This is a genomic window from Pseudogulbenkiania sp. AW2-16 (assembly GCF_056824575.1).
On record NZ_CP157668.1, the window covers coordinates 74,246 to 94,559 of the forward strand.

Consider the following 20,314-nt stretch of genomic DNA (forward strand, 5'->3'; position numbering starts at 1 on the left):
AGAGGTGTTGAAAAAAGGTTGGCGTCGCTATGCCAAGGTGGCATCGGCGATCGGATTCCTGATCCTGATCGCCCTGATCTGGTTCCTGGGTGAATGGATGGGGCTGGAAACCCTAGAGGCCCGGCTAAGTTGCATCGTCGTGATCATGCTGCTCTGGGTGACCAGCCTGCTGATCGGGCAACTTCTGGCCCGGCGCGCCGGCGGACTGCTGGAGAAAATGCTGCGCCAGCAGGCTGACGATGCCGTGATCCACGCCGGCTCCGACAAGCGCGCCGAAGTCACCCTGCTGCGCCAGCGACTACTGGCCGCCATCGACACCCTGAAGAAGTCGAAACTCGGCAACAGCAGTGGCAATGCGGCACTGTATGAGCTGCCCTGGTACATGATCATCGGCCACCCTGCCGCCGGCAAAAGCTCGGCCATCCTGCAGTCCGGCCTCACCTTCCCCTTCAGCGACAAGAGTGGCATCCAGGGGGTCGGCGGCACGCGCAACTGCGACTGGTTCTTCTCCACCGAAGGGGTGCTGCTCGATACCGCCGGCCGCTACGCGACCCAGAGCGAGGATCGAGGCGAGTGGCTCGCTTTTCTGAAACTGCTGAAAAAACATCGTACCAAAGCGCCAGTGAACGGCATCCTGGTCGCCATCAGCCTGCCCGAACTGGCCCAGCACCACAGCGAAGGCTTTTCGCTGTATGTCCGTCAGGTACGGGAACGCATCCACGAGGTCTGCAGCACGTTCGAGCTGCACGTCCCCGTCTACTTGGTGTTTACCAAACTGGATCTGCTGGGTGGATTCGCCGAGTTCTTCCAGGACATGCCGGAAGAAGAGCGCGCCGGGGTGTGGGGCTGCACGCTGACAGCCCACCAGGGCAACGGCTTCGATGCCTCCACCGTCGCCGCCCAGCAATTCGAGTTGCTTCACTGCGGTCTGGTGCAGGCCGGCGAGGAGAAGTTGCTGCAATATCGCGGCGATCAGGTTCGTCCGGCACACTTCGCTTTCCCGATCGAGTTTCACGGCCTGAAAGAAGCCGTCGTGAAATTCGTAACTCTGCTGTACGAGGACGACCCCTATCACGCCCGCCCCCTGCTACGCGGCTTCTACTTTACCAGCGCGCTGCAGGAAGGCACGCCGCGTATCGTGGCGGCCAACCGGGTTCAGGGTCAGTTCGACCTGGTTGCAAGACAGGGCGACAAACGTCAGGCCCCGGCCTCGTATAGCTTTTTCCTGGGCGACCTGTTTCGCAAGGTACTGTTTCCGGACCAGCACCTGATCTCCCGGCAGACCCGGCACAGCGGCAGCCGCTGGCGCATGGCAGCCATGGCGGCCGGCGTGCTGACACTCAGCGTACTGGCAGGCCTGTGGAGCTGGTCCTACATCGGCAACCAGCAACTGCTGGCGGAAATCAGCCAGGAACGGGAAGCCGCCCGCAAGCTGGCGGCTTCCGGCCAACTGTACGACAAGCTGCGCGCACTGCAGCAGTTGCAAACCCGCCTGGAGCAGTTGCAGGCGTACCGTACCGAAGGTGCCCCTTGGCAGATCGGCGTGGGTCTTTATCAGGGCAAGCCGCTGGAAGCCGCATTGCGCAGTGAATACTTTGCCGGCATCAAGACCCTGATGCTGATGCCGGTTCAGCGCAACCTGGAAACCTCCCTGCTCGCCCTCGACCAGCGGCAGCCGGTGCCTCCGCCCGCGGCACAGGAAGCCAAGCCAGTTGCGCCAACGCCCTCCCCTGTGACCACGCCGACAAAACCCAAGCCCCAATACCGCCCTCGGCTGCAAGGCAAGCCGCTGCCGAACATCCAATTAGGCGTCATTCGCGAAGAATACCGGGGACGCCCAGTGACCCTATCGAGCGACGACTACCACGTTCGGACTACCCTCTGGCCACACCATGCCCTGCAGCCTGTGGCGACAAACTGGCAGACAGCCGGCTTCGGTCTGCGCCGAGCCAGTTGGACATCACCGGTTCGCGTCGCGGCAGTCCAGCCGTCGGCAGCCCCAGTGGCCGCGGCCACGCAAGCCGTCGCGGCCGCCACGGAAGCATCCGCGGAGCGCCCGACCCAGGCCCCGGCCAAATCGCCACAGCTGGATGCCAGCTACAACGCGCTGAAAACCTATCTGATGCTGTACCAGCCTCAGCGCATGGAGCCGGCACACCTGGCGGACCAACTGCCACGCTACTGGCGCCCCTATCTGGAAGCCCAGCGCGGGCAATACAGCACCGAAGAGATCATGACGGTCGCCGAAAAGCTGCTGGCGTTCTACATCAGCCAGCTAAAGGCACCGGACCTGCCACCGATTTCGCCCAACCTGCGCGTGGTCAACCAGGCACGCGAGGTGCTGCGCGGCTCTTTCAAGCGCATGTCGGCCGAAGAGCGGGTATTCAATGAAATCCGCGCTCGAGCCAACACCCGCTTTGCACCGCTGACCGTAGCCCGCATTCTCAACAACCGCGACCTGGACATCATGGCAGGCAGCCAGATGGTGGAAGGCGCGTTTACTCGCGAGGCATGGGATCAGTACGTGAAAGGCGCCATCGAGGAGGCGAGCAAGGGCGAAATCCGCAGCGACGACTGGGTACTGGCAGCCACCAGCCAGGACAACCTGGGCAAGGATGGCGACGACGAGAAAAACCGCACCGCACTGGAGGCAGAATACCGCGCCGCCTATATCGACAGCTGGAAACGCTTCCTGCAGGGTGTCACGGTGCGCGATTTCACCAGCCCGGCACAGTCCGCTTCGGCCATGACTCGCCTGTCTGACCGGGAAACCTCGCCCATCAAGCTGATCCTGGTACGAGCGGCGATGGAAACGGCATGGGACAACCCGTCCGAGCTCAACCGTTCGCTGGAGAATGCCAAGCAGTCGGTGCTGGAAAAAACCGCTGTGCTGCTGAAAGGCGGCAGCGGCGAGAACACGCCCAAGGACAAGCTCTACGGCGAAGTGGGCCGGCAGTTTGCCGGGGTGGCCCAGTTGGTGAAAGGCGACAACGCCCCGATCAATGGCTACCTGGAGCAACTGGCCAAACTGAAAGCCAAGCTGGGTGCCATTGCCAGCACCGACGACCCGGGCTCCCTGGCACGTGCCACTCTGCAGGCCACCTTCAATAACAACGGCTCGGAACTGGCAGACAGCATCGCCTATGTCGACAACGCCTTGCTGGCGCAAAGCACGCCCGACACCGTCAGCCTGGTGCGTCCGATGCTGGTGCGGCCGCTCAGTCACTCCTACAGCGCCCTGCTCGGCCCTGTCAGTGCCGACATCAATCAGGCCTGGGCCACGGAGGTCCTGCCGCAATGGCGCCAGCTGGCGGCCAAATACCCGTTCAGCGATGCCGGCAACACGGCCTCCATTGCCGAGATCAACCGTTTCCTGAAGGCCAACGACGGCACGCTGGATCGCTTCATCAACAAATACCTGGCCGGCCTGGTCCAGAAAAAAGGCGACATGCTGGTGCCACGCGCCTGGGGCGAACTCGGAATCAAGTTCAACCCGGCCTTCCTCAGCGGTGTAAGCAGCCTGTCCGCACTGGCCAACGGCCCGTTGCAGGAGGGTGACAGCCTCCGTTTCGAGCTGCAACCGCAACCGACGCCGGGGCTCTCAGAGATCTTCTTCGATATCGATGGTCAGGAACTGCGTTATCGCAATGGCCCGCAAATCTGGCAGACCTTCACTTGGAGCGGCAACAGCCAGACGGCCGGCGCGCGCATCCAGGTGCTGTCCTACACCGGCGCCAGCAGCGTGGTGGCCAACCACCCGGGCGGCATGGGCCTGATGCGCCTGCTGGCCGGAGCCAAAGTCGTACAGGATGGCTCGGATGGCACCCAGCTAGTCTGGACGCTGCGCAAGGCCGACGGGGATACGCAGAGCGTGCGTGTCAATTTCCGGGTACTCAGCGGCGTCAACCCGCTGCAGTTGGCCCGTCTTAACAAGCTGACGTTGCCCGAGCGCGTAACGTTGTAAACGAGGCCATTGTCTTGAGCTTCACTTTCAAACGCACCCAGGAAACTGCGGCATCGTACTGCATCTTCGGCAAACTGCCGCGCCGTGCCGATTTCATCCGCATCAATGCCACCCATCCGGCGGCGGCACAGCTGGACCACCTGCTGGCGGACAGCATCAGCCTGCTCTCCCCCGGCGCAGAGGCCGTCGCCCGCTACCGTGCCATGCCCCCCTCCTGCTTCGTGCTGCGCAGCCGGGATCAGGATTGGCTGTCGCTCGGTGTGATCCAGCCCAGCCACGACGAAAGCGGACGCAACTACCCGCTAGTGGCCGTCACCCAGCTGCCCGCCAGTCTGACGCTGCCACCGTTGGCCGTGCTGCTGCTCACTTGCGAGCTGTTCTTTTCCGGCCTGAAAGATCAACTTGCCAGCGCCATCGACAACGCGGTGGAAATGGTCGCCTGCCGCCAGTTTCTAGAAGCGCAGGCGCTGTTCGGCGTGGCCTCGAACGACGATGTCGCCCTGGCCGAGCAGTTGCTGTCCCGCCATCTGACCATCACCCCGGCGCACCAACTGGAAGGGCTGCTCGCCCGCCAGCCCGGCCATACGCTGGAAGCCACCTTGCTAGCTTTCATGTTCCACAGCCAGCTACAGCACCGCTTCCGTGACAGTCTGTGCGTACAGACCTATCTGCTACCGCTGCCGGCTACCGATGGCGAAGACATGCTAGCCGCCGCCACGTGGCTATCGCTGTACCAGGCCGCTGCCAGTGCTCATGGAGCCGACGATACCCAGTGCCTGCTGATCAACCGACCAGACGGACGCTTCCTGGCCCTGCAGCCACGCTCGCTGGATGCCCACATCGTGGCGCAATGCTGGGGCGAACGGCTGGACCAACGTTTTGTCGTGGACATCAGCGATGAGCAGGCACCCTGGCGCCGCCATCAATCCTACGCCGAGGCCTCCTACATCCTAGGACGGCGCCTGAACGACCCGGGTCTTAGCGTCGCGCAATTGCGCGACCTTGTCACCAGCCTTGCCCGCAGCATCGCCTGACGCCGTTCAACCCTGACAGACCATCTTTTCGAGAGCACACCATGAGCAAAGAAAGCACCCAGAAAAAACTGTCGCGGGTCCGCCCCCCGCGTGTGCAGATCACTTACGACGTCGAAATTGGCGACGCCATCGAGACCAAGGAACTGCCCTTCGTGCTAGGCGTGCTGGGCGACTATTCCGGTCACAGCAAGAATCCGCTGCCCAAGATGAAGGAGCGCAAGTTCGTGCAGATCGACCGCGACAACTTCGACGAAGTCCTCAAGGGCATGGCTCCGCGCACTGGCTATCAAGGTCGACAACAAGCTGGAAGACGACAACAGCCAATTGGCGATGGAGCTGAACTTCAACGAGCTGGCCGATTTCGAGCCGCAGAGCGTGGTGGCTCAGGTGGAACCGCTCAAGCGGCTACTGGAAGCCCGCACCCGCCTGGCCGACCTGCGCAACAAGCTGGCCGGCAACGACAAGCTGGAAGAGCTGTTGGACGAGGTGGTGCGTGACACCGAGAAACTGCGCCAGATCAGCCAAGCCACCCAAAGCGACAACACCGGAGAGTAAGCCATGAACAGCGTACAACAACTGGACACGGCGGCGAGCCCGAATGTCGTCGATGCCGGTAGTCTGCTGGACAGCATCATCAAGCAGAGCCGCATCGCCACCAACGACAGCGAAAAAAACCATACCCGCGACCTGATCGGCGAACTGGTGGCCCAGGTGCTGGAAGGCTGCGTGACCGTATCGCGCGATCTGTCCGCCAGCATTGATGCCCGCATCGCCGAGTTGGACACCCTGCTGTCGTCCCAGCTCAACGAGGTGATGCACCACCCCGAGTTCCAGAAGCTGGAAGCCTCGTGGCGCGGCCTCAAGTATCTGGTGGCGGAATCGGAAACCAGCACCATGCTGAAGATCAAGGTGCTCAATGCCTCCAAGAAGGATCTGGTGAAGGACTTCAAGGCCTCGCCGGAGTTCGATCAGAGCGCCTTGTTCAAGAAGATCTACGAGGAAGAGTACGGCACCTTCGGTGGCGCACCCTACGCCGCCCTGGTGGGCGACTACGAATTCACCCGCCACCCGGAAGACTTCTACCTGCTGGATGAGCTGTCCCATGTTGCAGCCTCGGCGCATGCCCCACTGATCTCCTCCGCCTCCCCCGGCCTGTTCGGCTTGGAAAGCTTTACCGACATCGGCAAGCCACGCGATCTGACCAAGATCTTCGACACCGTGGAATACGCCAAGTGGAAGTCTTTCCGCGAGTCCGAAGATTCACGCTACGTCGGCCTGGTACTGCCGCATGTGCTCGGCCGCCTGCCATATGGCCGCGACAACGTGCCGGTAGAAGCATTCGACTTTGAAGAAAACGTCGACGGCAGCCATCACGGCAAATACCTGTGGACCAACGCTGCGTATGCCTACGCCGCACGCCTGACAGATGCCTTCGCCCAGTACGGCTGGCTGGCGGCGATCCGTGGTGTGGAAGGCGGCGGTCTGGTTGAAGGACTGCCCGCACACACCTTCAAGACCGATGACGGCGAGGTCGCGCTGAAGTGCCCCACCGAAGTGGCCGTCACCGATCGCACCGAAAAGCTGCTGTCGGACCTTGGCTTCATCTCGCTGGTGCACTGCAAAAACACCGACTACGCCGCCTTCTTCAGCGGCCAATCGGTGCAGAAAGCCAAGACCTACAACACCGATGCGGCCAACGCCAACGCACGCCTCTCCACTCAGCTGCCCTACATCTTCGCCGTATCGCGTATTGCGCATTACATGAAATCCATCATGCGCGACAAGATCGGCAGCTTTGCCTCACGCCAAAACGTGCAGGACTTCCTGAACACCTGGTTGGCGCAGTACGTGTTGCTGGACGACTCCGCCAGCCAGGAAGCCAAGGCTAAATACCCGCTACGGGAGGCCCGTGTAGACGTGGTGGAAGTCCCTGGCAAGCCGGGCGTCTATCGCGCCGCGGCCTTCCTGCGCCCGCATTTCCAGCTGGATGAACTCACCATTTCCCTGCGTTTGGTTGCCGAGCTGCCTCAGCCGGCAGGCTAACGCCACGACGACTCACCACCCTGTCGGCATTCGGTGCCGACAGGGGGCGAGGTATTTGCTTTGGAAGTAGCTCTTCCATTTTTATTTATCCAAGGAGAATGCAATGGCTTTTGACGCCTTCCTGAAAATCGACGGAATTCCAGGCGAAAGCACCGACGATCAACACAAAGACTGGATCGAAATCCAGTCCTTCTCCCACCTGATCGAGCAGCCGGCCCAGGCCACGGCCAGCTCGGCCGGTGGCGCCACTGCCGAACGCGTCAACCACGGCGTGTACGAAATCACCCACTTCCTGGACAAGGCCAGCCCGAAGATCTACGAAGCATGCTGCACCGGCAAGCACATCAAGGACGTCACCATCGAGCTGTGCCGCGCCGGCGGCGACAAGGTGAAGTACATGGAGATCAAGATGGAACAGGTGCTGGTCTCCAAGGTCGAGCCGAATGGCTCGGCCAACGATGCCGGCTTCCCCAGCGAGAAGGTCAGCTTCAGCTACGGCAAGATCAAGTGGACCTACACCCAGCAGAAACGTGCCGACGGCGCCGGTGGCGGCAATGTCAGCGCAGGCTGGGATCTGACCGCCAATAAAGTCATCGCTTAATTTATTTGATGTAGATAAAGGCCCGCGTTGGTAATCATGCGGGTCTTTGATTTTGAAAGGGAAATTCATGTTTTACAAAATTGCCTCTCTCGCTATTTGTGCCTCCCTGCTCATGGGCTGTGCCGGAACCAAGCAGGCGGCTCAAAATGCGGCAATGAATGCGGCCGCGGCACAAGACCCGCAAGGAAAGACTATTGTGGCCAAGGTCACGGCGGAACTGGACCAGGCCACCACGAAAGTCATTGAGGAAACCGGCAACAAAACCATCGCCAAAGACCCGACTCTGATTCCCTTCGAGAAGATGAGCTCGAAGCTGACCCCGGTTACCGAGCAGCAAGTACGCGCCCTGGCACCGGCTCTGGTCATCGCCAAACAAATCGTCGTCACCGGCTTTTGTAATGGACGTGAGGTTGGCAATGCCTCTTCTGCCGCCAGAGCCAGGGCGATGGTCGTGAAAAGCCTGCTGGTCGAAAGCGGCATCTCGTCCATACGAATTACCGTCCGTGCCGACACCAAGCAAAAACTGCATGCAGTTCGTATCTCGTTCAACGGTTGACTCCCGATGGATGCCGTGAGCGCCCTTGAACTCCTTGCCAGCTTCGCCGCCGCCTTCAGCCAGGAGCAGCGCCTCCTCACCCTGCAACTGGGCGACGGCCAGCGCTGGGGCGAGACGCTGCTGCCGCTCGCCGTGCACGGCGACGAGGCCGTCTCCGACCGCTACCGCTACCGCATCGAGTGCCTGTCGCCCGACGCCGGGCTCGAACTCAAGAGCCTGCTCGGCGTCCCGGTGCGGCTCGGTCTCGCCGGGGCGGACGGGACCGAGCAGGTGCGCGGCGGCGTGGTCAGTGCTGTCGACAGCCTGGGGGCCGACGGCGGCTTCGCCCAGTACGCCCTCACCGTCGAACCGCCGTTCGCGCTGCTGCGCCTGCGCCGCACCAGCCGGGTGTTCCAAGACCTCTCGGTGCCCGATATCGTGCGCCAGGTGTTCGCCGAACACGCCGCCGCCAACCCGGTGTTCGCGGCGGTGCAGCGTCTCGACTTCGTGCTCGTGGGCGAGCTGCCCTCCCGCAGTTACTGCCTGCAATACCGCGAGAGCGACTACGACTTCCTCGTGCGCCTGCTGCACGAGGAAGGGCTGGCCTGGCGCTTCGAGCATGGAGAGGGAGCGAGCGAGCAAGGTCGCGCCGCGTCGCGAGGGGCTCTCCCGCAGGTCCAGCTCGTCGCCTTCGACGACCCGTATTCGCCGCCGGCCGCCGGGGTGGAGCGGGTGCGCTTCCACCGCAGCGATGCGACGGAAGAAGAGGATGGCCTCACCCGCTGGGACGGCACGCGCCAGATCGTCAGTGGCGGCGTGGCGCTGGCCAGCTTCGACTACCAGCCGGTCGCCACCGTCCACAGCGGTGATAGCAGCGCCGTCGAGCAGGGCTCCGATGGGACGCGGTTGCAAAGCAGCCTGCAGGACTACGACGTCCCCGGCCCCTACTACGCCGGCGATGCCGACCAGCTCGCCCACTACGCCCGGCTGCGCCAGCAGGCGCACGACGCGCAGGCCAAGCGCTTCGACGGTGGCGGCTCGGTGCGCGGGCTCGCCGCCGGGCAGTGGTTCCGCCTCGACGACCACCCGGCGCACGAGGGGGACGCTCCCGAACAGCGCGAATTCGTCGTCACGCGCCAGACCTTCACCGCCCGCAACAACCTGCCGACCGACCTGGCACGGGCGCTGCCGCCCAGCCTTCGGCCAACCTCGACCGCCGGCGCGGGGGCCGACACGTCGGCAAGCGACGTTCCGTACCACACCACCTTCAGCGCCCAGCGCCGCGGCCTGCCGCTCACCCCGGCCTACGCCGGCACCGCGTTGGCCAAGCCCACTGCGCGCGGCGCCCAGACCGCCACCGTGGTCGGGCCTGCGGGGGAAGAGATCCACACCGACGCCCACGGCCGCATCAAGGTGCAGTTCCACTGGCAGCGTCCCGACGAACACCCGACGATCGGCGCCAACCTCGACGACACCTCCAGCTGCTGGCTGCGCGTCGCCATGCCCGCGGCCGGCGCCGGCTGGGGCCACCAGTTCATCCCGCGTATCGGCCAGGAAGTGCTGGTCGACTTCCTCGAAGGCGACATCGACCGCCCGGTCATCACCGGTGTGCTGTACAACGGCAGCCACCCGCCGCCCGCCTTCAGCGGCGCCGGCAACCTGCCGGCCAACAAGACCCTGTCCGGCATCAAGTCGAAAGAGCACCACGGCGGCCAGTACAACGAACTCTTGTTCGACGACACCCCCGGCGAAGTGCGCGCCAAACTGTCGTCCGAACACGGCGCCACCCAGCTCAACCAGGGCTACCTAGTCCACCCCCGAACCGACGGCAAGGCCACCCCGCGTGGCGACGGCTTCGAACTGCGCACCGACCGCCACGGCGCGATCCGCGCCGGCCACGGCCTGCTACTCAGCGCCGAAGCGCAGAACGGTGCTGGTGGCAAACAACTGGCGCGCGACGGCGCCCAGAACCAGCTCGACGCCGCGCTGAGCCTGAGCCAATCGCTGGGCGAGACCGCTACCGCGCAGCTGGCCGATACCGTTGAAATCGGGCCGGAGACGATTCAGCCGGACAACGGCAAGGGAGCGAAGAAAGCCGACGGCCACCTGCAGCACCACGCCGCGGCGCTGAAGGCGTGGGAAGCCGGAACTAACACTATTCCTTCGCGACGCTCCGCTACCTCGCTCAGTCATAAAGAATCCAACATCGCTCCAACAGGTGAGGGATTGGCTCAAGCCGGCCAGCAGCCACTGATGATCCTCAGCGCCCCGGCCGGCCTCGCCGCAACGACCGACAACAGCCTCACCCTGGCCGCCGGCACCAATCTCGACCAAATCGCCCAGCGCGATACCCAACAGACCTCGGGCCGGCGCTGGCTGCACAACGTGGGGCAGCACATCAGCCTGTTCGTCGCCGGGGTGAAGGACCGGATTGCGCTCAAGCTGATCGCGGCCAAGGGCAAGGTGCAGGTCCAGGCGCAGAGCGACGCCATGGAGCTGACTGCAGACAGGGATGTGACCATCACCTCCTGCAAGGGCAAGGTAGTGGTGATCGCCAAAGAAGAAATCCTGCTCACCAGCGGCGGCGGTTACATCCGGCTTTCGGGCGGCAATATCGACATCCACTGCCCGGATACCGTCAGCATCAAAGGGGCGGATCATGCGCTGACTGGACCGGCCACTCTGCCCGTCAGCTTTCCGCCACTCCCCCAACCCGGCAAGCACTGGATTGCCGCCAGCCTGATGGATGCAGAAGGCAAGCCCATTGCTGATGCCAAATACAAAATCCGCTTCGATGGCGGTATGACTCTGGCCGGCACCTTGGACCAGGCCGGGGTTGGCCAACGCCACCAGGCTGTCCCGCTGGAACCTGCGCAAGTGTCTTACGAATTGCCGCCACCGAAACCGGAAGCCGAAGTAGATCCACTCTCCCTGCTGCAGCAACAGATTGAACAAAAATTACCCGCTGGCGGTAATGGAGGGAATACGTAATGGATGAGCTGGAACAGGCTCTGGCCTGGTTTCAAAGCGCCCCCAAGAGTTGGCTAGATAGTGCCGGCGACAAATTGCAGGCAACTGGCCTATGGATTTGGGCGGTGATCCAGGGAGACTTCAACGACAATCAGAGCACTGGCCAAGTCGTCACCGGCACATTGATCTCCATGATCCCCTTCGTGGACCAGATCTGCGATGTGCGCGACCTGGTGGCGAACTGCCGCAACATCTCGAAAGACAGCAACAACACCGGTGCCTGGGTAGCGTTGGCACTGACCTTGGTCGGCCTGTTCCCTGTACTGGGCTCCTTTGCCAAGGGTGCGTGCAAGGTGATGTTCCTGTACCTGCGCAAGGCCGGTTTTAACATGGCCGGGAAAATCGCCGACAAGAAGGCCTTTGAATCAGCCATTGGTGGCCTGAACAAGCTGCTAGACCAGCCAGCAGTACGCAAGACGCTGAGTGTGCTGCGCATTTATAACCCCTACCGTTACCTTGCCGAGCAGGTACGTAAGCTGCAGGCCAAGATCAAGCTGAACCAGCTGCTGACGGCCTACGACAAACTGGCTGGGGTTGCCAAAGCCATCCTGCAGCGGGCGGCGGACTGGGGACCGGCATCAATCAAGCAACCGGTACAAAACACCATCCAGTTGATTGCCGACGTGCGCAACAAGGCTAATGACGGCTTGAAGAAAGCCATCGGACCGCTGAATGAAACGCTGGGGCGGCTGGCGCGTCGATTGGATATCGAGGGCGACAAAGCCTACCGCGCGGTGGTGGATAAAACCAACCCGCACACCTTCCGGCGCATCGATGAAGCCACCGAGGCGGCGCTGATCCGTCAGCACAAACCCGAGTGGGCGGATATCACAGAAAAAGTTGCATTTCGACCGCTTAGAAATCTACCTCTTTCGGCTCACGACAAAATCCGCGCCGGCTGGCCCAATATCGAAAAAAACAGTCCCAACGGCACGCTAAAACGCAAATTCAATACCTTCGATAACAGCATGCGAGCCAGCGAGGTGATGCCCGGCGAAACCCTCTACCGGGTGGTAGACCCCAAGTCCAACGACAACAGCTACTGCTGGATGCGCGAGGCCGAATTCAAGGCGCTAAAGAGCAAGGCCGACTGGCGACGGCGCTTCGCGGTATGGAAGGGCTGGAACGACAACGGCGAATACGTCACCTACACCGTGCCACCCGGTGCCCCGCTCAAAGTGTGGGAAGGCCGCGCAGCGACTACAGGCATCCGAAGCAGACGAGTTGATCAAACTTCAAGGCGGCAGCGTACAAATCGTGGTGGACCCAACGCAGCTTCAAAAGGAATACACCGGCAAGCGCCAGCCTACCGGCTGGGGCTACACCGACGGCGAGTTTCCCAGCGACAGCGATGCCTTTATCGGCATTCCTCGCCTGACCCACAACTGGTACGGCAACTAGACAGGACATCAATACCATGGCCCAACTTCACCCGCAGGAATGCTACCTGCTGGAATACCTGACCTCGCTGGAGCACTTTTGCAATATTCGCGACGCGATGATCGAAGCAGTAAAACTCGGAGAGCAATGCCTGGACGACTATATGCAACAGGCACCGGCCGACCTGCGCCGCCGTCATACCAGCCTGCAACCGGACATCGTCTGGGGCGGGCGGGTGCTACCCAATCTGCGCAACAGTCGTGACAGGCTAATCAAAGGTTGCATCCTGCGCAGCCACGACGACCCGCAGGCATTCCGGGGGGGTTGGACTTCCAGGGCGACTACATCAACAAGGGCATTGGCGAGTTCGACGCCAGCTGGATGCCGAAACAGCTGGGCACGGCGTTTTGGGATGCACTTTACAAGGCCATCCCGCTTGATAGCACGACTGGGGCAACGCTCAGTGGCTCATGGCAAGCTGGTGATTTAAGCTGGAGCCTTGACTTCAATAAGCTTAATGGAGTTCTGGAGGGCGTGCTGGGAGGGGCTGATATTTGCCTCCCCAAATACATTCCGCTGTATGAACTGGACCCCACCGTGGTGATCCGTCCCGGCGACAAGGTACCCGAATGTGGCATCTATTTGCCCAATGTGGACAATGTGGCAGCCCAGTTTCTGCACGTCGGGCGGGGTACTTTACCTGGAGAAGCCGAAATCGAGGTCAGGCAAGGGCTAACGAAAGACGAGTATGGCGACTGGATCGATGAGCAAGACGTCGTGCCCGACACCTGGACGCTGATCCGCCGCATACCCAACCGCTTCATCGCCGTACCGCCAGAAGGCTTCTATCCCAAGGACAAACCCAGCAGTGGTCGCGTCGAAGCTGGCCAGCCCTGCCCGCAGGCAGGGCTCTGGTGGACTCCCGCCAAGCCGAATGCGCGGCAGCGCTTCGCAGCGGGCGACGTGATGCCGGACTACCCCGATTCCCGCTACGGCGCCACCATCTGGTATCGCGAAGCCGAGTAAACGTTGGCCACCATATATCCACCTTTGCCCCATATAAAGACAGCATGCCTAGACATGGCGAGGCTAACAGCGATAAGCGATGAGAAAGCAGCCATCGGCAACGGATGCCATGACAAAAATCACTATTAAGTACGGCGAACTGAACTCAGGAATGGCTTTGTATGAGTCTGTGTGAAGCCGATTGCCGCGCGGTGGCCCTTTGTGCTTACGGAAATGCCTTTTTGGCTGATCGTTTAACACTGGAAGATTTTCATCAGCATGCCGCATTTGCTGACGTGGCGATTCAGTTTCGTGACCAAGAAGGGCCACTGTGGACAGCGGACTATATTCAATGGCTGTATATGGACTCCTCCCGGTTTGCACACATTTCACAGCTCTGGAGTTCGGATCGACTGCTTACGTATATCCGGCCTCTGAGTTGGGCTTAATTGCCCGGGCCATAATGGGCTATCCGCGCGCCAGATCCCTATTGCTTTGTCGTGCTGTTCGCACTTGGCCAGTTTTCGGGTTCTTCCGACGCCGGTTCGACCTGTTCGCCATCACTGCTTCATGCTGCGCAATCGTGAAGATGGGTTAAGCGTTGATCATCTCGTTGCCGAGGCCCTGTCCAACCCGAATGCTCAGGACACTGTGTCTCCTGCCTGCCCATAATCTGGGTCGTAATCCGCTTCCCGCGTCATCAGCGCCCAGGCTAGGCGTACCGTCTTGTTGGCCAAGGCGACCGCGGCAATATTATTGTTGCGACGGGCGCACAGGCTTTGAATCCAGCAACTGAGGCGATCTGTTTGTGTCGCAGCGGCGCGAACGACCGCTCGCGCCCCGTGAATGACCAAAGTGCGCAGATAGGTATTACCTCGCTTGCTGATCCCCAGTAACCGGTCTTTGCCGCCACTGCTGTGCTGAGCAGGGACCAGTCCCAGCCACGCAGCAAGATCCCGCCCCCGCTTGAAGTCCTTGGCGTTGCCAATGGCGGCCACCAGTGCAGTGGCGGTAATGGGGCCAATACCGCGTAGTTGCTGCAGCTTTCTGGCCATCGCATTTTCATTGGCTTGGCGTACCATGTCCTGATCTACGATGGCAATTTGTTCGTCCAGATACACCAGATCTTCGCGCAGACCATCCAGCAGATGACGGAAGCACGCCGAGAGGCCGTTTTCTGCATCCTCCAGGATGAGTGGTAACGCCTGACGCAATTGCTTCACGGTCACCGCGATCACGATTCCATACTCAGTCAGCAAGCCGCGAATCTGATTGACCTTGGCGGTCCGCTGGTGAATCAGTTCGGTCCGAATGCGGTGCAATGCCTGCAGATCCTGCTGCTCAATCGTTTTGATCGGTACAAAACGCATTCCCGGTCTGCTGACCGCTTCGCAAATCGCTTCTGCATCGTTGGCATCATTCTTGTTGCCCTTCAGATAAGCCTTCACAAATTGCGGGGCAATCAACTTGACCGTGTGTCCCATTGCCTGGAGCTGACGTGCCCAATGATGCGCACCGGCACAGGCTTCCATGCCGATCAGGCAGGGTTCGAGTTTCTGGAAGAACTCCAGGAGTTGATGACGACGCAGTTGCCGGCGACACACAGGGTGCTCATGAGCATCCACCCCATGAATCTGGAAAACGTTTTTGGCCAAATCGATGCCGATGCGCATAATCTTCATGGTGGACTCCTCGTTCCGTTTTGACTGGTTTGTTGACGCCTCCAGTCTGGCACGTTGATGCCGTATCAGGAGGGAGGAGTCCATCCCATTGCTTTTCATGCGCCAGCGAGGCATTTCGCGCCTTGTTTTGCTAAACGACGAACGTTTACTGGCATATTTTCCACATATTGAGTCACCTCCTTCCCTGGGTGCACTACTGTGTTTAGGTGGTGAAGAAACGGAGTTATGGATAAGGCAAAAAGAACCTGTGCTTTTTACTAGCATTAGCAGCCATTACCCGCATTGTGCCCACTGGGCGGCTCCAATCGATACTTACTGGCAAAAGCCATTATCGCCTCCTTGGACGGAGATCAATACCACGGACTGGAGCGAACTGAAGGCCCAATGCCTGGAACAGGTAATGAATAGCCCACTGGAAGAAGTACGCCGCATTTGGCGGTCGTGGCAGGCTGCGCCTTGCCAACCATATATCGGGCCATATACCGTGAGTATCGAATGGCAAGCATTGCCGCTGACTCCCTATAACCCAGCGTCCATATACGGCCATATGCTGCTACAGCTCTTGAATCGTCTGGATAGTTGGTATCAAAACTTCACCCATGGCAAGAATGATAATAGCCCATTCTGGACGTTCAGCAGAGAAGAACAAAATGCACTGGGTGCATGGCATGACAAAATTCAGTACTGGCAGTATCGTTGCTTACTGGCACTGGCTAATCAAAGCGATGCCTCTAATACCCCCGCTACCACCGAGTGGAAAAATGTTACCACCCTATCTCAAACGCCATTCGACACTACAGTTATGCCTCCGGCCAGAAAAATTTTCTTGCACAGCACAATTTCTTTTGTACGGACCCTGGCATTACTGATTGGATTTGGTACTGCACTATTTTATTTATTCAAGAACTATTGGTGGTCAACGCTGGCTGTTGTGGTCTTTATCTTGCTAGCGAACAATCGTCAACAATAAGCCGAAGGCTACCGGGATAACGTCGTGGAAGCTGGCTGCTTAATTTCAGTAAGGCATGTTTCTCGCAGACTAAAGGTTTGCGGCGGGCGACATCATGACAGTTCCACCATCAGGTATTGCGCAGCAGAATAAGCCTAAACGTTGCCCGCTGCATGCTCATGCTAACCAACCTTCTGCCGTTACCGATTGAGACTCCACATGGTTCACCTGTGTCTGCAGGTATATTCCCTACTAAACACCACTTGCTGCCGAACTGACCTCCCCCCCATTTACCTTCATTTTGCATTACGGATTTGCGACATCACCCAAGACAAACACGACACCCTTTTTTTGTATACAAAATACAATTTTTGGCCGTTCTCCATTCTGCAAGCCTTGCAGCCAAATGCAAAAAACATCAATGCCAAAGTCATTTATTGATCAGAAAAAGGGCTATTGAGCCCCCCTCCCCCTTGTGACACTCTGAACCCGCCACCCTCCACCAAAAGGGGGAGCGACCAAAGAGAACCGGAGGAGAATGACATGAGAAAGACTGCACTATCGCTGTTGCTGGCTGTGTCCATGGTCCCGCTGATGGCCCAGGCGGAAACGATCCGATTCGGCATTGACGGTAACTACCCACCCTTCGCCAAGCAGGCGGCCGACGGTCATCTGGAAGGGTTCGACGTGGATATCGCGCTGTCGCTGTGCGAGGCGATGAAAGCGACCTGCGAGATCGTGCCGCAGGAGTGGGACGGTCTGATACCGGCCCTCAATGCCGGCAAGTTCGACGCCATTCTCTCTTCGATGCAGATCACCGACGAGCGCAAGAAGGCGGTCGATTTCACCAACCGCTACTACCAGACGCCGAGCCGCATGGTCACCAAGAACGGCGTGGTCAAGGTCACCAAGGACGACTTCAGCGGCAAGCGCATCGGCGTGCTGCGCGCCTCGACCGAGGAGCGCTACGCCAAGGACCACTGGGGCAAGAAGGGAGTGCAGATCGTCAATTACGGCAAGGTCACCGAGGCCTTTCTCGACTTGAAGACCGAGCGGCTAGATGGCGTATTCGTCGATCAGGTTGTGGCCGACACCGAGTTCCTCAAGCGCGGCGGTGCGCCGGCCTACGCCTTCGCCGGACCGGGGATTTCCGATACCAAGTATTTCGGCTACGGTGCCGGCATCGCCGTGAAGAAGGGCAACAACGCGCTGCGCGAGCGCTTGAACAAGGCGATCGAGACCATCCGCGGCAACGGCGTGTACCAGAAGGTGCAGAAGAAATACTTCAACTTCGACATCTACGGTAGCTGATAACGCCAACCGCACCGTAACCGATTCGACGTTCAACGCAGTGGAGCACAGGTATGGCAGGTCCTCGCATCATCATCGATCTTGATCGCATCGAAGAAAACACAAGCGTGCTGGTCGTGGCCTGCCGGACGCAGGGCATCCAGGTTGCCGGCGTCACCAAGTCGGCCTGCGGCTCGCCCCGCGTAGCGCACGCCATGGTGCGCGGCGGGGTGGCGCAGATCGCCGACTCGCGTCTCGACAACATCGTGCGGCTGCGGCGCGACGGCATCGCCGTACCGCTGATGCTGATCCGCGCCCCGGCCATCGACGAAGTGGAACAGGTGGTTCGCCACGCCGACATCAGCCTGAACTCGGAACTGCAGACGCTGCAAGCGTTGTCGCGCGCGGCCGTGCAACTCGGCGTGGTGCACGACGTGGTGCTGATGATCGACCTGGGCGACCTGCGCGAGGGTATTTTGCCCCACGAGACCATGGACTACGTCGAGCAGATTCTGGCGCTGCCCGGCGTGCGCTTGATCGGTATCGGGGCCAACCTGGCCTGTGTCGGGGGCATCCAGCCCACTGTCGACAACCTCTCCAACCTGGCCTATCTCGCCGATGAAATCCGCCGTCGCCACGCCATCGAGCTACCCATCGTCTCCGGCGGCAACACCTTCTCGCTGCCGCTCTTGGAACAGGGACAGCTGCCGGCGGGCATCAACCACCTGCGCCTGGGGGCCAGCATCATGTTGGCCGAGTCGCCCACGCCGCCGGGGTTGTATGAAAAGCTGCACAAGGACACCTACACCCTGACGGCGGACGTGATCGAAGCCAAGACCAAGCCGTCGCGCCCCTACGGCCTGTCCGGCGAGGACGCCTTCGGCCGCCGCCCGGTGTTCGACGGCGAAGACCGCCCTGCGCGCCGGCTGATCCTGGCCATGGGACGCGAGGACATCGCACCGGAAGGACTGCGTCCCACGGACGAGCGTCTGCAGGTACTGGGTGCCAGCAGCGACCATCTGATCGTCGACGCCAGCGCGGCAGAGGCGACCTACCGACTGGGCGACAGCGTCGCCTTCACGCTGGACTATGGCGCGCTCCTGATGGCGATGACCTCGCCCTACGTGGCAAAAGAATACCGCCTGCACCGCGCCGAAGCGGCGAAGGCGACCGTGATCAAGCTGTTCAACCTGGTGGAAAAGCTGACCGATGCTTGCGAGCCGCTCGCGAGCCACCTGCTGCTCAACGGCCTGTGCGAGGAACTGGAGCCGATCGGGCACGAATGCGTCGAGCACGGCAAGAAAAGTGCCGACAGCTTCTTCTGGAAGGCGCCGGTCGACAACGACGACCTGTACGGCCTGTTCTACCGCTCCTTCCGGCAGATTCCGCTGATCCTGAGCGGCGGCACCTGGCACGACACGCCGATCCCGGTCGGCCACGTCGCGGGCCAGGACGCCGGCGCCATCGTGTTCACCTCGCGTGGCAACATCGACCGGCTGCTCACACTGAAGAAGCAGAAGCGCGGACCGAGCCTGGAAAACACCGTGCTGATCGGCGTGCGCCACACCAGCCTGGAGGACAAGGCGCTGCTCGACGACTACGGCGTGCGGCTGATCACCATCGACGAGATCGACCGCCACGGCACGGCGAGCCTGATGCCGAAAACCATCGCCGCGGTCGGCCAGGGGGTGGTCGGGCTGCACGTGCACTTCGATATCGACGTCATGGACGGCCGCGACCTGGGACGCGACGATCCGACCCACCTGGGCGGGCTGACCTATCGCGAAGCGCACTTCGCGATGGAGCTGATCCACGAGAGCGGCCTGTTGCAGACCGTCTCGCTCGGCGGCCTGTCCGCCGAAGCCGACGCCGGCGGACGGCTGGCCCGTTTCGTCAACGGCCTCCTGGCCTCGCTCTTGGGACGCAAGGTGGTCAAGAAGATCGGTACGGCGACCGTGTAACACCGCTTCGCCATCCACGGGGGCGGCCTTTGCCGCCGCGCCCCTCCTGCACTCGGTCACCTTGCCCTTATAATGGACGGCTCCCTACCTGCCAGCCGAGACGTCCATGAGCCTGCAATCCGTCCGCGATTTCTTTGCCCGCGCCGGGCACGACATTCCCATCATCGAACTCGACACCAGCACCGCCACCGTGGCGCTGGCGGCCGAGGCGCACGGCGTCGAGCCGGGGCGTATCGCCAAGACGCTGGCTTTCCACCTCGCCGACGAGCGCGTGGTGCTGGTGGTGGCGCGCGGCGATGCCCGCATCGACAACCGCAAGTTCAAGGAGACCTTCGGCAAGGGCCGCATGCTGCCGGGCGAGGATGTGGAACGGCTGACCGGGCATCCGGTCGGCGGGGTCTGCCCGTTCGGCCTGGCCACGCCGCTGCCGGTCTATCTGGACGAATCGCTCAGGGACTTCGACGAGGTGATGCCGGCGGCCGGCGGCGTGCACACCGCGGTACGCATCAGCCCGCAAAGGTTGGCCGAAGTGGTCGGCGGCGAGTGGGTTGCGGTGTGCCAGCCGGTGGTAGAGCCCGCCTGAAGCAACCGCCAGCCAATCCTCGCGAGCGTAGCGAGGCGCCCTTGCAGGGCAAGGGCGGACGGCGCGCCAATCTAGCGCTGAGCCAATCTCTGCGTGCCAATCTTCGATTGGCTCAGCGAGGGATCGGGAAGCGACGGGCAGTGGCCGGAATTAAATACTTACGTGGCGAGGCCCGGCTCTGCCGGGTCCTGTAAAAACGCATCAAAACACGTGGCCTGCAGCCTGAAACCCGACGCCGTGGCGTCGGGTTTTTCATT

The 20,314-nt window shown here is 61.2% G+C and carries 14 protein-coding genes and 1 pseudogene; 14 read left to right on the forward strand and 1 reads right to left on the reverse strand.

Annotated elements, in window-relative coordinates; translation table 11 throughout:
- Positions 1–4: 4 nt before the first annotated feature.
- From tssM to ABKF58_RS00420, 10 genes and pseudogenes are all read left to right on the forward strand, one after another.
- Positions 5–3,964, forward strand: a complete 3,960-nt coding sequence (gene tssM / locus ABKF58_RS00375) for a type VI secretion system membrane subunit TssM (RefSeq protein WP_482583003.1) — start codon at positions 5–7, stop codon at positions 3,962–3,964.
- A 14-nt stretch (positions 3,965–3,978) separates the two neighbouring features.
- Positions 3,979–4,998, forward strand: coding sequence for a type VI secretion system-associated protein TagF (gene tagF, locus ABKF58_RS00380; protein WP_482583004.1), 1,020 nt, complete (start codon positions 3,979–3,981; stop codon positions 4,996–4,998).
- Between the two features lie 41 nt (positions 4,999–5,039).
- Positions 5,040–5,228 (forward strand): annotated as a pseudogene (locus tag ABKF58_RS00385) (type VI secretion system contractile sheath small subunit); the annotation flags it as partial.
- 100 nt (positions 5,229–5,328) lie between these two features.
- Positions 5,329–5,553 carry a type VI secretion system contractile sheath small subunit gene (locus ABKF58_RS00390; protein WP_482583005.1) on the forward strand — a complete coding sequence of 75 codons (225 nt, stop codon included), beginning with the start codon at positions 5,329–5,331 and terminating at the stop codon, positions 5,551–5,553.
- 3 nt (positions 5,554–5,556) lie between these two features.
- Positions 5,557–7,041, forward strand: coding sequence for a type VI secretion system contractile sheath large subunit (tssC, locus tag ABKF58_RS00395; protein ID WP_482583006.1), 1,485 nt, complete (start codon positions 5,557–5,559; stop codon positions 7,039–7,041).
- 103 nt (positions 7,042–7,144) lie between these two features.
- Positions 7,145–7,642, forward strand: coding sequence for an Hcp family type VI secretion system effector (locus ABKF58_RS00400; protein ID WP_008955330.1), 498 nt, complete (start codon positions 7,145–7,147; stop codon positions 7,640–7,642).
- A gap of 67 nt (positions 7,643–7,709) precedes the next feature.
- The gene (locus ABKF58_RS00405; RefSeq protein ID WP_008955331.1) at positions 7,710–8,198 is read left to right on the forward strand and encodes an OmpA family protein; all 489 of its coding nucleotides are present in this window, start codon (positions 7,710–7,712) and stop codon (positions 8,196–8,198) included.
- Between the two features lie 6 nt (positions 8,199–8,204).
- Positions 8,205–11,168: a type VI secretion system Vgr family protein gene (locus ABKF58_RS00410; RefSeq protein ID WP_482583007.1), complete on the forward strand. Its 2,964-nt coding sequence runs from the start codon at positions 8,205–8,207 to the stop codon at positions 11,166–11,168.
- Complete coding sequence (locus ABKF58_RS00415; RefSeq protein WP_482583008.1) at positions 11,168–12,670, forward strand: hypothetical protein; 1,503 nt, start codon at positions 11,168–11,170, stop codon at positions 12,668–12,670. The genes ABKF58_RS00410 and ABKF58_RS00415 overlap by 1 nt, the downstream gene beginning before the upstream one ends.
- A 241-nt stretch (positions 12,671–12,911) precedes the next feature.
- Entirely contained in the window at positions 12,912–13,613 is a 702-nt protein-coding gene (locus ABKF58_RS00420; RefSeq protein WP_482583009.1) for a hypothetical protein, read from the forward strand.
- A gap of 620 nt (positions 13,614–14,233) precedes the next feature.
- On the opposite strand, the gene ABKF58_RS00425 is transcribed toward ABKF58_RS00420, so the two are convergent.
- Positions 14,234–15,274 carry an IS110 family RNA-guided transposase gene (locus ABKF58_RS00425; protein WP_482581311.1) on the reverse strand — a complete coding sequence of 347 codons (1,041 nt, stop codon included), beginning with the start codon at positions 15,272–15,274 and terminating at the stop codon, positions 14,234–14,236.
- 88 nt (positions 15,275–15,362) lie between these two features.
- Here ABKF58_RS00425 and ABKF58_RS00430 point away from each other — a divergent pair, with 88 nt between their 5' ends.
- The 4 genes from ABKF58_RS00430 to ABKF58_RS00445 all read left to right on the forward strand — a co-directional run bounded on the left by ABKF58_RS00430 (position 15,363) and on the right by ABKF58_RS00445 (position 20,057).
- Complete coding sequence (locus tag ABKF58_RS00430; RefSeq protein ID WP_482583010.1) at positions 15,363–16,244, forward strand: hypothetical protein; 882 nt, start codon at positions 15,363–15,365, stop codon at positions 16,242–16,244.
- 522 nt (positions 16,245–16,766) lie between these two features.
- Positions 16,767–17,534: an ABC transporter substrate-binding protein gene (locus ABKF58_RS00435; protein WP_482583011.1), complete on the forward strand. Its 768-nt coding sequence runs from the start codon at positions 16,767–16,769 to the stop codon at positions 17,532–17,534.
- A gap of 53 nt (positions 17,535–17,587) precedes the next feature.
- The gene (locus ABKF58_RS00440; RefSeq protein ID WP_482583012.1) at positions 17,588–19,474 is read left to right on the forward strand and encodes an alanine racemase; all 1,887 of its coding nucleotides are present in this window, start codon (positions 17,588–17,590) and stop codon (positions 19,472–19,474) included.
- 106 nt (positions 19,475–19,580) lie between these two features.
- Positions 19,581–20,057, forward strand: a complete 477-nt coding sequence (locus ABKF58_RS00445; RefSeq protein WP_482583013.1) for a YbaK/EbsC family protein — start codon at positions 19,581–19,583, stop codon at positions 20,055–20,057.
- Positions 20,058–20,314 lie beyond the last annotated feature (257 nt).

Bases quoted from the DNA above. Each gene is read 5' to 3' on its own strand.
- ABKF58_RS00400 (WP_008955330.1), top strand. From the start codon at position 7,145: ATGGCTTTTGACGCCTTCCTGAAAATCGACGGAATTCCAGGCGAAAGC.
- ABKF58_RS00410 (WP_482583007.1), top strand. From the start codon at position 8,205: ATGGATGCCGTGAGCGCCCTTGAACTCCTTGCCAGCTTCGCCGCCGCC.
- ABKF58_RS00390 (WP_482583005.1), top strand. From the start codon at position 5,329: ATGGAGCTGAACTTCAACGAGCTGGCCGATTTCGAGCCGCAGAGCGTG.
- tssC (WP_482583006.1), top strand. From the start codon at position 5,557: ATGAACAGCGTACAACAACTGGACACGGCGGCGAGCCCGAATGTCGTC.
- ABKF58_RS00435 (WP_482583011.1), top strand. From the start codon at position 16,767: ATGAGAAAGACTGCACTATCGCTGTTGCTGGCTGTGTCCATGGTCCCG.
- ABKF58_RS00425 (WP_482581311.1), bottom strand. From the start codon at position 15,274: ATGAAGATTATGCGCATCGGCATCGATTTGGCCAAAAACGTTTTCCAG.
- ABKF58_RS00440 (WP_482583012.1), top strand. From the start codon at position 17,588: ATGGCAGGTCCTCGCATCATCATCGATCTTGATCGCATCGAAGAAAAC.
- ABKF58_RS00405 (WP_008955331.1), top strand. From the start codon at position 7,710: ATGTTTTACAAAATTGCCTCTCTCGCTATTTGTGCCTCCCTGCTCATG.
- ABKF58_RS00415 (WP_482583008.1), top strand. From the start codon at position 11,168: ATGGATGAGCTGGAACAGGCTCTGGCCTGGTTTCAAAGCGCCCCCAAG.
- ABKF58_RS00445 (WP_482583013.1), top strand. From the start codon at position 19,581: ATGAGCCTGCAATCCGTCCGCGATTTCTTTGCCCGCGCCGGGCACGAC.